This window comes from Flavobacterium sp. 9 (genome assembly GCF_002754195.1).
Classification (GTDB): domain Bacteria; phylum Bacteroidota; class Bacteroidia; order Flavobacteriales; family Flavobacteriaceae; genus Flavobacterium.
In genome coordinates, this window is sequence record NZ_PEEU01000001.1 from 2,292,117 (window position 1) to 2,306,300 (window position 14,184).

General features: G+C 32.2%; 14 protein-coding genes. 1 reads left to right on the plus strand and 13 read right to left on the minus strand.

Going from position 1 to position 14,184, the window contains the following annotated elements; translation table 11 throughout:
* Positions 1-3: 3 nt before the first annotated feature.
* The 4 genes from CLU81_RS09100 to CLU81_RS09115 form a co-directional block, all read right to left on the minus strand.
* A complete protein-coding gene (locus CLU81_RS09100) occupies positions 4-2,448 on the minus strand; it encodes a polysaccharide biosynthesis tyrosine autokinase (protein ID WP_099709527.1) in 2,445 nt (814 codons plus the stop codon).
* Positions 2,449-2,463: 15 nt separating this feature from the next.
* Positions 2,464-3,255 carry a polysaccharide biosynthesis/export family protein gene (locus CLU81_RS09105; protein ID WP_099709528.1) on the minus strand — a complete coding sequence of 264 codons (792 nt, stop codon included), beginning with the start codon at positions 3,253-3,255 and terminating at the stop codon, positions 2,464-2,466.
* Positions 3,256-3,326: 71 nt separating this feature from the next.
* Positions 3,327-3,947, minus strand: a complete 621-nt coding sequence (gene recR / locus CLU81_RS09110) for a recombination mediator RecR (protein WP_099709529.1) — start codon at positions 3,945-3,947, stop codon at positions 3,327-3,329.
* Between the two features lie 181 nt (positions 3,948-4,128).
* The gene (locus tag CLU81_RS09115; RefSeq protein WP_099709530.1) at positions 4,129-4,494 is read right to left on the minus strand and encodes a CoA-binding protein; all 366 of its coding nucleotides are present in this window, start codon (positions 4,492-4,494) and stop codon (positions 4,129-4,131) included.
* Between the two features lie 151 nt (positions 4,495-4,645).
* Here CLU81_RS09115 and CLU81_RS09120 point away from each other — a divergent pair, with 151 nt between their 5' ends.
* Positions 4,646-5,275: a MarC family NAAT transporter gene (locus tag CLU81_RS09120; protein WP_099709531.1), complete on the plus strand. Its 630-nt coding sequence runs from the start codon at positions 4,646-4,648 to the stop codon at positions 5,273-5,275.
* 75 nt (positions 5,276-5,350) lie between these two features.
* Here the strand turns inward: CLU81_RS09120 and ctlX are convergent, their stop codons facing one another.
* The 9 genes from ctlX to rpsK form a co-directional block, all read right to left on the minus strand.
* A complete protein-coding gene (ctlX, locus tag CLU81_RS09125) occupies positions 5,351-6,286 on the minus strand; it encodes a citrulline utilization hydrolase CtlX (RefSeq protein WP_099709532.1) in 936 nt (311 codons plus the stop codon).
* A gap of 86 nt (positions 6,287-6,372) precedes the next feature.
* Positions 6,373-7,287, minus strand: a complete 915-nt coding sequence (locus CLU81_RS09130; protein ID WP_099709533.1) for a dimethylarginine dimethylaminohydrolase family protein — start codon at positions 7,285-7,287, stop codon at positions 6,373-6,375.
* A gap of 66 nt (positions 7,288-7,353) precedes the next feature.
* On the minus strand, positions 7,354-8,631 hold the full coding sequence (locus CLU81_RS09135) for a citrate synthase (protein ID WP_099709534.1): 1,278 nt from the start codon (positions 8,629-8,631) through the stop codon (positions 7,354-7,356).
* Positions 8,632-8,786: 155 nt separating this feature from the next.
* Complete coding sequence (gene eno / locus CLU81_RS09140) at positions 8,787-10,079, minus strand: phosphopyruvate hydratase (RefSeq protein WP_055093067.1); 1,293 nt, start codon at positions 10,077-10,079, stop codon at positions 8,787-8,789.
* 101 nt (positions 10,080-10,180) lie between these two features.
* Entirely contained in the window at positions 10,181-11,299 is a 1,119-nt protein-coding gene (gene carA / locus CLU81_RS09145; RefSeq protein WP_099709535.1) for a glutamine-hydrolyzing carbamoyl-phosphate synthase small subunit, read from the minus strand.
* 255 nt (positions 11,300-11,554) lie between these two features.
* Positions 11,555-12,043 carry a 50S ribosomal protein L17 gene (gene rplQ / locus CLU81_RS09150; protein WP_007803683.1) on the minus strand — a complete coding sequence of 163 codons (489 nt, stop codon included), beginning with the start codon at positions 12,041-12,043 and terminating at the stop codon, positions 11,555-11,557.
* 36 nt (positions 12,044-12,079) lie between these two features.
* Positions 12,080-13,072, minus strand: coding sequence for a DNA-directed RNA polymerase subunit alpha (locus CLU81_RS09155; RefSeq protein WP_026109818.1), 993 nt, complete (start codon positions 13,070-13,072; stop codon positions 12,080-12,082).
* Between the two features lie 21 nt (positions 13,073-13,093).
* Positions 13,094-13,699 carry a 30S ribosomal protein S4 gene (gene rpsD, locus CLU81_RS09160; RefSeq protein ID WP_026982953.1) on the minus strand — a complete coding sequence of 202 codons (606 nt, stop codon included), beginning with the start codon at positions 13,697-13,699 and terminating at the stop codon, positions 13,094-13,096.
* A gap of 95 nt (positions 13,700-13,794) precedes the next feature.
* Positions 13,795-14,178: a 30S ribosomal protein S11 gene (rpsK, locus tag CLU81_RS09165; protein WP_007803677.1), complete on the minus strand. Its 384-nt coding sequence runs from the start codon at positions 14,176-14,178 to the stop codon at positions 13,795-13,797.
* Positions 14,179-14,184: the final 6 nt, after the last annotated feature.

Here is a 14,184-nt window from a genome sequence, read left to right on the forward strand (position 1 = left end):
TTATTATTTTTTTATTTTTTGCAAAATAGATTTCCAGAATCCTGTTTTATCTTCATCATCATGATATCCATTTGAATAAGCTCCATAACCATATCCGTAACCATATGTTGAACCATACTTTGCTTTATTCTCATAACCATTCAAAACTATACTTGCATTATTTAATTCACCACGCTTAACTCTTGTATTCAACAACGTTATCATGTCTTTTTTAGTATAATTTTGCCTAACGATATAGAGCGAAACATCAGCATACTGAACTAATTCTAATGCATCTGACACAAGACCAACTGGAGGTGTGTCTAAAATAACATAATCATATTTTTGCTTTAATTCATCTATCATTTCCTTCATGGCCTCACTCAAAATCAATTCAGAAGGATTTGGAGGAATCGGACCGGAAAGTATAACATCAAGATTTGGAATTTGTGTCTTATTGACAATTTCATCCAGACTATTTTGTTTAATTAAGTAATTTACTACTCCTAATTGATTTGTTAAACTAAACTCAGCAGCCAATCTTGGCTTTCTTAAATCTAACCCAACAACAACTGTTTTCTTCTCACTTAAGGCAAAAACAGTAGCTATATTTATTGAACAAAATGTTTTTCCTTCTCCACTAATAGTAGAAGTAATCATTAAAGTTTTTGCTCCACTTACTTGTTGCTTTTTATACAAGAACTGAAGTGAAGAACGAATTCCTCTAAAAGCTTCTGAAAGGGCTGATTTTGGTTTATCAAATACGGCTAGATTTATAAAATCTTTATTCATTCCGATAACTCCAATTAGCGGTATACTTGTCAATTTACTAATATCATCCGTATTTTGAATCGAGTCATTGATAAAAAATAACAAGAAAACAAATGACAAGGGCACTAATATTCCTAAAAACAGCGCCAATACATAATTTGCTGAAGTTTTTGGACCAATCAGTCCTCCTCCAATATCTTTTGCCGAATCAATAAAATGAATATCTGATAAATTAGACGCCTTTACAATTTCTGCTTCATTTCGCTTCTTAAGAAATTCAGTATAGATATTGTCATTCAAATCATACTTCCTTTGTATTTTCAATAATTCCTGTTGTTCTTCAGGAAGTCGTTTTACTGTACTTTCTGCCTCTCCAATTTTTGCATTAACAAGAGACAGGTCGTATAATAAAGATGTTTTTGCCGACGCTATATTTTCTAACAAAACATCCTTAACTGCCCGCATCTGATTATCAAAATCCTTAAAAATTTTATCACTCTTTACAGCATAAGACATTTCTGATCTTTGTGTAGAGAGCGCGATAAGTTTTGAAACATTTGTAACTACATTTGGATCTTCAATTCCCGCCACAGATGGCGCGGGCAATCTTGAATAATCAACACTATTATTTAAATATGCTTTTAAAGAATTATAATAACTAATTTTTCTCGAAACGCGATCTCGTTCAACATCAAAATCCGTGATTTTATCCGAAACTTTTGCTCCTCCGCCTTCAATTTCATAAATATTTTTATCTTTCCTGAAAGTTTTTAATTCATTACCAGTTTGTTTCAATTGCGATTCCATTGCAACCAAAGTACTATCGATAAATCTAATCGTATTAGTTGCAAACTGATTTTTTCCGTCTAGTTGAATTTTAATCAACATCTTTACAGTTGCATTCAAATATTCAACCATTCTTGCTTTATTTGTGCCTGACATGCTAAGTGTCAACAACGAACCTCCGCCTTTATCACCATCAACACTAATTCCTCTGTATCGAGATACGGTTCCATCAAAATTATTGAATCTTACAAAGTATTCTTTCCCTTTATAAAAACCAGGATTATCATTTATTTGCAATTTCCAATTTAAAAAAGGCAATACAACTTGTTCCCCAACTTTATATTTCTTTACAAACATTCCAGGCTGAACGGAAGTATTACTATATACATTAGTAGAATAAGTAATTAAAGAAACTGAATTAACCTCAAAAGGAATCTTAATTTGGTATTCATTTTCGCTTAGGAATTTAATACTGATTAAAGCATTAGCGAGCTGCGGTTTTGTTTTATCAATACTTACATAAAAAGGAACTGCTCCATAAGAATCTACCAAATTATATTTTCCTTGTTCCAAATAATCTATATAATACTGTAATTTATCTACAACCATTTCATTGTGTGAACGTGATTGTAGTATCGTAGAAATTCCATTTACCTGATCTGAAATACCGCCCCAATTGAAAACCAAACTGGTATTAGAGGTAAAAAATGGATTACTTTCTTCCTTGATCGAAATCATGGTCTGCATAGAGTAAATTTTCTCTTTTCGAATATTTACTTGGTATGCTATAGTAAATGCAATTATCAAACTAACCAAAAACCATTTCCAGTAGCTGGCAATTTTCAGCAAAAACCCTTTAAAATCAAAACTCGAATGATTCTCAAAAATGGAAAAATCTTTTATATCTAACATCTTTTGAATTTAGTTTTAATTTTTGATAATCAAATAAACTGTTGTTGCCAATGATAATAAGGTAATAATAGTACCTATAGATTGAATACCAGTCTGACCGGTTCCCCAAGTTTTTTGTTTCAATGGTTTTACATAAATATAGTCGTTCGGCTGTAAGTAATAATAGGGTGATTTCATCACATTCACATCCGTAAGATCTAAATTATTCATTAATACTCCAGTTGGTGTTTGACGAATTACAGTTACAGTTCTTCTATCTCCAACAGTATTAATATCGCCTGCATTTGCAATTGCTTCCATAATATTTACATGTTCCTGAAACAATGTCTTTGTTCCGGCACTTCCAACTTCTCCGTTTATCGTGTATCTAAAACCAGCTAATTTTACTGTAACAAAAATATTTGCTTCACTTTTGAAATATTCTTCAAGTAGTTTTTTTTCAATTTTGGTTCTAACTTCTTCAAGAGTATATCCAATTACATTAATTTCCCCTAAAATTGGCATTCTAATATTACCATGATCATCTACTGTAAATCCGTCAAAATATAAAGCTGATTCTGACTTACCAACTGTTGAGGCACTCTCGGTAGTACTAAAAATTGACACCAACTTAGGATCTATTGCTTTTATGGTAACGCTTAAAACATCATTTGTTTGCAATCTGTAAGGTTTGGTTTCTACTGCGGAGATATTATTTTGTTCTCCTGAACTATTTTTATCTTGCAAATACACTAAATCTTTTATAGGAATACAGGATGTAAATAGCGTACTGATTAGTAGTAATATAAAAAAGGTATTTTTACTCATTATTGGGATTTTATCGCAAATATAGCTTTTACTTTAATCTTCAGGAAATCTATATTTTATTTGGGGTATATTTAGTTGTTTTTGAAAGTTTTTTCAAACGGAACTCTATGCAAGATACTTCGTCCGAGTGTAATTTCGTCTGCGTATTCTAATTCATCACCTACAGAAATACCTCTTGCAATTGTAGAAATTATAATTTCTGATTCAGCAATTTGTTTATAAATGTAAAAATTAGTGGTATCTCCCTCCATAGTTGAACTTAATGCGAAAATAATCTCAACTACTTTTCCTGCTTTTACTTTTTCGACTAAACTTGAAATATTTAATTGACTAGGACCAACTCCTTCAATTGGAGATATTTTACCACCAAGAACATGATAAATTCCTTTGTATTGTCCCGTATTTTCAATAGCCATAACATCTCTGATATCTTCAACTACACAAATCGTTTGATGGTTTCTTGAATTGTTCGCGCAAATTTCACAAACTTTTGTATCTGAAATATTATGACAGCTTTCGCAAAACTTAATGTCGGCACGCATATTTAGTAGTGCTTGCGACAAAAAGCTTGTTTGTTCTTTTGGTTGTTTTAATAAATGAAGTACCAATCGCAATGCCGTTCTCTTACCAATACCAGGTAATTGTGACATTTCGTTGACTGCTTTTTCTATTAATTTTGATGAAAATTCCATGACGACAAAAGTAATATTTTTAATGGTTTAGTAGACTTGGGGACAACTAAATTCAATATAATCAAGAATACTAATTATAGATACAAAAGGTTCTTTCTAGCCCAGATGGCAACGGTATCCTTTTGTGGTGGGGTTCACCACAAAAGATATAGTGGACAGCTGGAAATAGCTCCTAAAAAAATTAATATTGATTTGTTGCCAATAAAACTAATGTACATGCAACTTCGGCTTTAATATTATTAAGTTCTAATAATTGATAAAATTCCGGATTTTCTGTTCCAGGATTAAAGACAACTCTTTTTGGCTGAGCTTCGATAATGTAATTATAATAATCACGTTGGCGTGCAGGATTCAAATATAAGGTAACGGTGTCTATATTTTTTACAGGAATTGCTTTAGTATGAATTTTAACACCGGCAACTTCACCTGTGTTTTGACCAATTGCTAAAACAGTATGTCCTTTTTCAACTAACATATTTACAGCTCTAAAAGCATAACGATCTGGTTTTGTGGTAGCTCCCAGAACTAAAGTTTTTTTATTTTTCATCATTTTTAAATATTCTACAAAAGTAATCAAAAAGAACGAGCTTAGTTTATGTTATTGATTTAGAAATAACAACATTAAAGACAATATCCTAACAAGTATTTGCTTTCAGATATCAAAAAATGACTATTTTTACTTCACTAACCAAAACAATATGGATTTATTCATTTATTTATTTGCCGCTCTTTTTTCAGTTTTAAACCCAATCGGAACGGTTCCTATTTTCGTTGGACTGACCCAACACGATTCTCAAGCCGAACGTTCTCGTATTTCGCTTTGGACTGCTATAAACGTTTTTATAATCTTGATAGTTTCCTTTTTTATTGGCCAATATGTTTTAACATTTTTTGGAATAAGCATTGACGCACTTCGTATTGCAGGTGGAATTGTGATTGTAAATTCGGGATTCTCTTTACTATCAGGAAAAATCAATAAAAAACGAGGAATCAATAAAAAAGTTGAAACGGACGCGCAACAAAGAAATGACATTGCCTTAACTCCGCTAGCAATCCCAATGTTAGCTGGACCTGGATCAATTTCTTTATTAATTGCTTTTTATCAGGAACATCACGGAATGGAAGAAATCATTATTTCTTGTTTAGCAATTCTGGCAATTGCTCTTGCTATTTTTGCAATATTAAAAAGCGCTCATTATTTAGCAAGAATACTTGGTGCTTCCGGAATTGTAGCGATATCAAGAATTGTTGGTTTTATTGTAATCTCTATCGGAATTCAATATATTGTAAGCTCTATCATTAACATCGTTAAAGGGAATTTGATGTAAATTACCTTTCAATTTATATAAAAGCAAAAAGGGATAAAACTTAATGCTCTATCCCTTTTTTTATATCTAAAAAATCTAGTTTCTTGGCAAAAACACTTCAGCCATCATACATCTTGCACTTCCTCCACCACAAGCTTCTATAGTATCTAAGCTTGAACTTAAAATTTCAGCGTGATTTTCTAATTGTGAAATTTGTTTTGGAGTCAAACTTTGATGTGCTGATGCACTCATCACAATATATTTTTTATCATTAGTTCCACGAACTTCTAACATATTACCGGCGAAATTATTCACCTGAGCTTCTGTAATTAGAATAACTTCTTTCTTATCAGCTTTTAGATTTTCAAGAACCATTTTACGTTCTTTTTTGTCATCTATACAATCGGCACAAATAACAGCAAAAGTTTCGCCTAAACACATCATAACATTTGTATGATAAATTAGTTTGCGTTCGCCATCAACAGTTTGAAAAGCTTCGAAGATTACCGGAGCATAATCAAAATCTTCACAGAATTCAATAAATAATTCCTCATCGGCACGAGGTGACAAAGCGCAATAAGCTTTTGCATTAGCACGATCTAAAAGTAAGCTTCCGGTTCCTTCCAGAAAAAAACCGTCTTCTTCTGCAGATGTATAATCCATTATATTATTAATCACAAAACCTTTATCTTCAAGAGTGTCTAAAATATCTTCACGACGTTCCTGACGACGATTTTCAGCAAACATTGGATATAATGCTACATCTCCATTTTCATGGAAAGAAACCCAGTTATTTGGAAAAATACTATCTGGAGTATCTGTTTCCAAGTTATCTTCAATTACTGTAACATCAACTTCTACAGCTCTAAGTTTTTCAACAAAAGTATCAAATTCTTGCTGTGCTTTGGCATTTACTGTACTTGGCAAAAGTCCATCTAATACTTTTTGATAATAATTATTTACAGCAGTTTGTTCATTCATTCTGAAAGCAACTGGCCGAATCATTACGATTGCATTGGTTGTTTGTTTCATGTCTTATATTTATTATTTTGTTTCAAGTTTTAAGTTTCAAGTTCCACGTTGCTGTAACCTGAAACTTAAAACTTGAAACAAAGTATTTAGTCTCTAATTAATGGTAAAGTTGAACATCTCAACAATCCTTCTTGTTTTGCAATCTCTGCATAAGGAATTTCTTCAACTGTAAATCCGTTTGCACGAAGCCAATTGTTTAGTCGAGTAAAGTTTTTTTCTGAAACTACTACATTTTCATCAATCGAAAATACGTTTGAAAACATATTATACATTTCATTTCTTTCGATATGGAATAAATTCTCAAATCCAAAAAGATTAACTAAATACAAATAATCAGCTTCTTCACGAAAACCTCTTTTATAAATAATTCCTTTATCTTTTCCAACAGGCTGAAAACAACAATCTAAGTGCAATGCATTGTCACGAGCTTCTAATTTAGATTTTACTAAATCAAATTCTTTGACAATTTTATTAGGAAACAATTCTTTAATATAATTTACACCATACATATTTGTTCGTGCCGTAATATAATCTTTATAATCACTTCCTTTATAAGTTCCAATAAAGATATGATCGTTCCAAAGCATAACATCTCCACCTTCAATATGAACTTCTTCCGGAGGACGAACTACCTTTAGAGGATTCATTTGATCAATTACATATTGAATCGCATCTAACTCACGTTCTCTATCAGGTAAAATATTAGATTTCACAAAAGTATCATCAATTACAAAACCAATATCTCTCGCAAAAATCTGATTGTAATTTTCAATCATTTCCGGACGATAAACAGTTACATCATATTTTTTAAAAACAGTATTAAAAGCTTCCATTTCAACAACCATATCTTCTTCGATTGGATAGGTTCCTGCTTTAATATGTTCCAATGATTTAGGATCATAAGCCTCATCTACAGATGGAGTTGGCCCATTATGAACAGCTGAACCCAAAACTACAGCCCGTAATCTTGACGTTTCGTTCTTTATATTTAATTGCAACATAACTTTATTATATTTTGGGCAAAGATAAAAAAAAGCTTCACAGTTAAGTGAAGCTTTAAAATGATTTTATTTGTTCGACTTAAAGTCTCTCAAGGGATGTCCTGTATAGATTTGTCTTGGTCTACCAATTGGTTCTTTGTTTTCACGCATTTCTTTCCATTGCGCGATCCAACCTGGTAATCTTCCAATAGCAAACATTACAGTAAACATATCTGTTGGAATTCCAAGTGCTCTGTAGATAATACCAGAGTAAAAATCAACATTTGGATATAAGTTTCTTGATTTGAAGTACTCATCTTCTAATGCAGCTGATTCTAATTTTTTAGCAATTTCCAAAATAGGATCATCAACTCCTAAAGTTTCTAAAACTTCTTTAGCTGCTTTTTTAATGATTCTTGCTCTTGGATCAAAGTTTTTATATACTCTATGACCAAATCCCATTAAACGGAAAGGATCATTTTTATCTTTTGCTTTCGCCAAAAATTTATCGGTATCTCCACCATCTTTATTTATTTCTTCAAGCATTTCAAGTACAGCTTGATTTGCACCTCCGTGAAGTGGTCCCCAAAGAGCAGAAACTCCTGCAGAAATTGAAGCAAATAAACCAGCATGAGATGAACCAACCATTCTTACAGTAGATGTAGAACAGTTTTGCTCGTGATCTGCGTGAAGAATAAACAATTTATCTAATGCATCAACAATAATTGGATTTGCTGAATAAGGTCCTGTAGGCAATTTAAACATTAATTGCATAAAGTTTTCTACATACCCTTGTGTATTGTCATAATAGTTTAATGGGTAACCCATAGATTTTCTATAAGTCCAAGTCGCAATTACAAGAAATTTACCCATTGTTTTACAAATGGCTTCGTACATTTCTTTTTCATTTTCAACATTAACTGCTTTTGGATTAAATGCTGTCAAAGCACTTGTTAAAGCAGATAAAACACCCATTGGATGTGCTGTCTTTGGAAAACCATCAATGATATTTTTCATTTCTTCGTTTACCAAAGTATGTTTTTTAATACCATTCTCAAACTGCTCTAATTCCTGAGCTGTTGGCAATTCACCAAAAATCAAAAGATAAGACACTTCTAAGAAGTTTGCTTTTTCAGCTAAATCTTCAATTGAATATCCTCTGTAACGTAAAATTCCTAATTCTCCGTCTAAGAAGGTGATTTCACTTTTACAAGATCCAGAATTCTTATATCCCGGGTCAATTGTAATAAAACCAGTTAAATCACGTAATTTGTTAATATCGATAGCTGATTCATTTTCGCTTCCTGTGATTACCGGAAGTTCAATTTTTTGACCATCTACTTCTAATGTAGCTATTTTTGACATAATATATCGGAAATAAATCTTTAAAATAATAATTTATCAAATCTAAGGAATTTAAGACTAATTAAAAAAAGAATACTGCTATGAATTTGTTAAAACTCCAAAAAAAAACCACCCATTAAGAAATGGATGGTTTAAATCTATATATAACCTTACAATTATTTAATCTTGAAAGCGTTTAATCCAGGAAAATAAGCAGTACTTCCTAATTCTTCTTCAATTCTTAATAATTGATTGTATTTTGCCATACGATCAGAACGAGAAGCAGAACCTGTCTTAATTTGACCACAGTTTAAAGCTACAGCTAAATCAGCAATAGTATTATCTTCTGTTTCTCCAGAACGGTGAGACATAACTGAAGTATATCCTGCATTTTTAGCCATGTTTACAGCTGCAATAGTCTCAGTTAAAGTACCGATTTGGTTCACTTTTACTAAAATTGAATTTGCAATTCCTTTCTCAATTCCAGTTGACAAACGCTCAACATTAGTAACGAATAAATCATCTCCTACTAACTGAACTTTATGTCCGATTTTTTCAGTCAAATATTTCCATCCATTCCAGTCATCTTCGTACATACCATCTTCGATAGAAATAATTGGATATTTAGCAGCAAGTTCAGCTAAATAATCAGCTTGCTCTTCAGAAGTTCTGATTTTTCCAGTTTCACCTTCAAATTTAGTATAATCGTATTTACCGTTTACATAAAATTCAGAAGCAGCACAGTCAAGAGCAATCATAATTTCGTCACCGAAAGTATATCCAGCTTTTTCAACTGCAAGTTTAATAGTATCCAAAGCATCTTCAGTACCACCAGCCAAGTTTGGTGCAAAACCACCTTCATCACCTACAGCAGTACTTAAACCTCTGTCATGTAATACTTTTTTCAAGCTGTGAAAAATCTCAGTTCCCATTTGCATAGCATGTGTAAATGAAGTCGCCTTTACAGGGAAAATCATAAACTCTTGAAAAGCAATCGGTGCATCAGAGTGAGAACCACCATTGATGATATTCATCATTGGAACAGGCAATGTATTTGCAGAAACTCCACCAACATATCTGTATAATGGTAATCCAAGTTCATTTGCAGCAGCTTTTGCAGCAGCCAAAGAAACTCCTAAAATAGCATTAGCTCCTAATTTAGATTTGTTTGGTGTTCCGTCTAAATCAATCATTAATTGATCAATTGTGTTTTGTTCGAAAACAGAAGTTCCAACTAATTCTTCAGCAATAACAGTATTTACATTATTCACTGCATTCAAAACTCCTTTTCCTAAGAACGCTTTTCCTCCGTCACGTAATTCAACAGCCTCATGTTCTCCAGTTGAAGCTCCAGATGGAACAGCAGCTCTTCCTAAAACTCCATTTTCAGTTACTACATCAACTTCAATAGTAGGATTACCTCTAGAATCAAAAATTTGTCTTGCGTGAACTTTAATTATAATACTCATTATTTTTGTTTTTTATTAATAAATTATATTTTTTTTTCGAAATTATAAAATTATTTGATAGTAAAAACGTATTATCACTATTAAACACCTTTATTTATTAACTACATCGTTTTAGCAGTAGCAAGTTTTATATTCTCTACAAACTCATCAAACAAATAAGAAGAATCATGTGGTCCAGGACTAGCTTCCGGATGGTATTGTACTGAAAAACAATTCTTATTTTTCATACGCATTCCCGCAACAGTTCCATCATTTAAATGTAAATGTGTTATTTCTAATTCTGGATGATTATCTAGTTGTTCTTTGTTAACAGCGAATCCATGATTTTGAGAAGTAATTTCACCTTTACCAGTTAATATATTTTTAACCGGATGATTTATCCCTCTGTGTCCATTAAACATTTTATAAGTTTGAACTCCATTTGCAAGAGCAATTACTTGGTGTCCCAAACAAATACCGAATAACGGCTTATCATTTGCTAAAATTTCTTTTGCAACTTCAATAGCTCCAAAAAGAGGATCTGGATCTCCAGGTCCGTTAGACAAGAAATATCCATCAGGATTAAACTCTGCTAAATCTTTATAAGTTGAATTATAAGGAAACACTTTAATATAACAATCTCTTTTCGCTAGATTTCTCAAAATGTTCTTTTTGATTCCAAGATCTAAAGCAGAAACCTTATATGTAGCGTTTTCATCACCAAAAAAATAAGGCTCAGTAGTTGAGACTTTCGATGCCAACTCCAAACCTTCCATATTTGGCACATTAGCCAATTCCTTTTTTAAATCTTCAATCGAAGTTCCGTCTGTACAAATAACAGCATTCATTGCTCCATTGTCACGAATGTAACTTACCAAAGCTCTTGTATCAACATCTGAAATACAAATTAAGTTTTGCTTTGTAAAATAATCTTCTAAACTTCCGGAAGCATCTTCTCTTGAATAATTAAAACTAAAGTTTTTACAAACTAAACCTGCAATTTTAATGCTATCAGATTCTATTTCCAAATCATTAACACCATAGTTTCCAATGTGAGCATTAGTAGCTACCATTATTTGCCCAAAGTAAGATGGATCTGTAAAAATCTCTTGGTATCCAGTCATTCCAGTGTTAAAACAAACCTCTCCAAATGTCTTACCACTTATACCGATAGATTTTCCATGAAAAATGGTTCCGTCGCTTAATAGTAAAATGGCGCTTTGTCGTGTAGTGTATTTCATTCTTTAATTGTATTGTTTTTTTTTGAATTGTCTACTAAAATATTCACTAAGGAGTATTTTACTTGTAATTAGATATTTTGCAAATTTACTTTTTTAAAAGAGTGCTTCCAAGATTTTTTAAAAATTTCATTCTTAAAAATAAAACCAAGAGAATAAAATAAGTTAAAATCTACACACTTTTAAAAAATTTCAAAAAAAAAGGATAAACTAAAAATTAGTTTATCCTTGATTTTTATAGAATCATTACTTTCATAATTATTCAGAAGCTTCAGTAGTCGTTTCTGACTCAGCAGCTGGAGCTTCAGTAGTTTCCTCAGCTTTTTTTGCTTTACCACCACGACGGCTTTTTGCTTTTTTAACTTCTTTTTTACCACCATTGTAAAGTTCATTGAAATCTACAAGTTCGATCATTGCCATATCAGCATTATCTCCCAAACGATTTCCAACTTTAATGATACGAGTGTATCCACCTGGACGGTCTCCAACTTTAGCAGCTACGTCTCTGAATAAATCAGTTACCGCATATTTACTACGTAAGTAAGCAAAAACGATACGACGATTGTGAGTAGTATCTTCTTTTGATTTTGTGATTAAAGGCTCAACGAATTGTTTAAGCGCTTTAGCCTTAGCAACAGTAGTGTTAATACGTTTGTGCTCAATAAGAGAACAAGCCATATTAGCTAACATAGCTTTTCTATGTCCAGTCTGTCTGCTTAAGTGATTGAATTTTTTTCCGTGTCTCATTGCTATTTTAAATTTAATCCCGCAAGCGGGATTGAATTATTCTTTATCTAATTTGTATTTAGCTAAGTCCATTCCGAAAGTTAAATTTTTAACCGCTACAAGTTCATCTAGCTCAGTTAAAGATTTTTTACCAAAATTACGGAATTTCATTAGGTCATTTTTATTGAACGATACTAAATCACCAAGTGTATCAACTTCAGCCGCTTTCAAGCAATTTAATGCTCTCACAGATAAATCCATATCAACAAGCTTAGTTTTAAGCAATTGTCTCATATGCAATGACTCTTCATCATACGATTCTGTTTGTGCAATTTCGTCAGCCTCGAGTGTAATTCTTTCGTCAGAAAATAACATGAAGTGGTGAATTAAAACTTTAGCAGCTTCAGTAAGAGCATCTTTTGGATTAATAGAACCATCAGTTTTAATTTCAAAAACTAATTTTTCGTAATCTGTTTTTTGCTCAACACGGAAGTTTTCAATCGCATATTTTACATTTTTTACCGGAGTAAAAATTGAATCTGTAAAAATAGTACCAATTGCAGCGTTCTGTTTTTTGTTCTCCTCAGCAGGAACATATCCTCTACCTTTTTCGATTGTTAAATCGAAGTTCAATTTGATTTTAGAATCTAAATTACAGATAACAAGGTCTGGATTCAAAACTTGGAAACCTGAAATAAATTTTTGAAAATCACCTGCTGTTAGTTGATCTTTACCAGAAACAGAAATTGTAACTGCTTCATTATCGATATCTTCAATTTGACGTTTGAAACGAACTTGTTTTAGATTAAGGATAATTTCGGTAACATCTTCAACAACACCTGAAATAGTAGAAAACTCATGATCTACACCTTCGATACGAACAGATGTAATTGCATAACCTTCTAATGCTGAAAGCAAAACTCTTCTAAGTGCATTACCAACTGTCAATCCATAACCAGGTTCTAAAGGTCTAAATTCGAATTTACCTTCAAAATCGGTTGAATCGATCATGATAACTTTATCGGGCTTTTGAAAATTAAATATTGCCATAAATTTCGACTAAGTCAATTATTATTTGTTGTACAACTCTACGATTAATTGTTCTTTAATGTTTTCTGGAATCTGAAGTCTTGCAGGTACAGAAACAAAAGTTCCTTCTTTAAGATCATTATTCCAAGTAATCCATTCATAAACATGACTTGAATTTGATAAAGAACGTTCGATAGCTTCTAAAGATTTAGATTTTTCACGAACTGCAACTTTATCACCAGGTTTAAGGTGGTAAGAAGCGATATTTACAACCTCACCATTTACAGTAACGTGTCTGTGAGAAACTAATTGTCTAGCACCTCTTCTAGAAGGAGCAATACCCATTCTAAAAACAACGTTATCTAATCTTGCTTCGCATAATTGTAAAAGAACTTCACCAGTAACACCTTTAGTAGCTGATGCTTTTTTGAATAAATTTCTGAATTGTTTTTCTAAAATTCCGTAAGAATATTTAGCTTTTTGCTTTTCCATTAACTGAACAGCGTACTCAGATTTTTTTCCTCTTTTTTTAGCCATCCCGTGTTGTCCAGGTGGGTAATTTCTTTTTTCGAAAGATTTATCATCTCCGAAGATTGCCTCGCCAAATTTACGAGCAATTCTAGTTTTTGGACCAGTATATCTTGCCATTTCTAAAAAATTAAATTTAAGGTAGAGATTATGAATTCAGGTCAAATCCTTCGATAATCTATATTCTACCTTGTTTATACTATGAATAAATAAAATTAAACTCTACGTCTTTTTGGAGGACGACATCCGTTGTGAGGCATTGGAGTAACATCGATAATCTCTGTAACTTCAATTCCACCATTATGAATAGAACGAATAGCAGACTCACGTCCGTTTCCTGGTCCTTTTACATAAACTTTCACTTTTTTAAGTCCAGCCTCAAGAGCTACTTTACTACAATCTTCTGCTGCCATTTGGGCTGCGTATGGAGTATTCTTTTTAGAACCTCTAAAACCCATTTTACCAGCTGAAGACCAAGAAATAACTTCACCTTTTTTGTTTGTCAAAGAAATGATGATGTTATTGAAGGTAGCAGAAATATGAGCTTCTCCCGTTGATTCAACGATAACTTTACGTTTTTTTGCAGTTGCTTTAGCCATATTACT

What these genes read in the sequence shown, in the direction of transcription:
- rplQ (WP_007803683.1), bottom strand. Translation starts at nt 12,043, where the DNA reads ATGAGACACGGAAAAAAATTCAATCACTTAAGCAGACAGACTGGACAT.
- CLU81_RS09105 (WP_099709528.1), bottom strand. Translation starts at nt 3,255, where the DNA reads ATGAGTAAAAATACCTTTTTTATATTACTACTAATCAGTACGCTATTT.
- CLU81_RS09115 (WP_099709530.1), bottom strand. Translation starts at nt 4,494, where the DNA reads ATGAAAAATAAAAAAACTTTAGTTCTGGGAGCTACCACAAAACCAGAT.
- ctlX (WP_099709532.1), bottom strand. Translation starts at nt 6,286, where the DNA reads ATGAAACAAACAACCAATGCAATCGTAATGATTCGGCCAGTTGCTTTC.
- CLU81_RS09135 (WP_099709534.1), bottom strand. Translation starts at nt 8,631, where the DNA reads ATGTCAAAAATAGCTACATTAGAAGTAGATGGTCAAAAAATTGAACTT.
- CLU81_RS09120 (WP_099709531.1), top strand. Translation starts at nt 4,646, where the DNA reads ATGGATTTATTCATTTATTTATTTGCCGCTCTTTTTTCAGTTTTAAAC.
- rpsD (WP_026982953.1), bottom strand. Translation starts at nt 13,699, where the DNA reads ATGGCAAGATATACTGGTCCAAAAACTAGAATTGCTCGTAAATTTGGC.
- recR (WP_099709529.1), bottom strand. Translation starts at nt 3,947, where the DNA reads ATGGAATTTTCATCAAAATTAATAGAAAAAGCAGTCAACGAAATGTCA.
- rpsK (WP_007803677.1), bottom strand. Translation starts at nt 14,178, where the DNA reads ATGGCTAAAGCAACTGCAAAAAAACGTAAAGTTATCGTTGAATCAACG.
- CLU81_RS09100 (WP_099709527.1), bottom strand. Translation starts at nt 2,448, where the DNA reads ATGTTAGATATAAAAGATTTTTCCATTTTTGAGAATCATTCGAGTTTT.
- eno (WP_055093067.1), bottom strand. Translation starts at nt 10,079, where the DNA reads ATGAGTATTATAATTAAAGTTCACGCAAGACAAATTTTTGATTCTAGA.
- carA (WP_099709535.1), bottom strand. Translation starts at nt 11,299, where the DNA reads ATGAAATACACTACACGACAAAGCGCCATTTTACTATTAAGCGACGGA.
- CLU81_RS09155 (WP_026109818.1), bottom strand. Translation starts at nt 13,072, where the DNA reads ATGGCAATATTTAATTTTCAAAAGCCCGATAAAGTTATCATGATCGAT.
- CLU81_RS09130 (WP_099709533.1), bottom strand. Translation starts at nt 7,287, where the DNA reads ATGTTGCAATTAAATATAAAGAACGAAACGTCAAGATTACGGGCTGTA.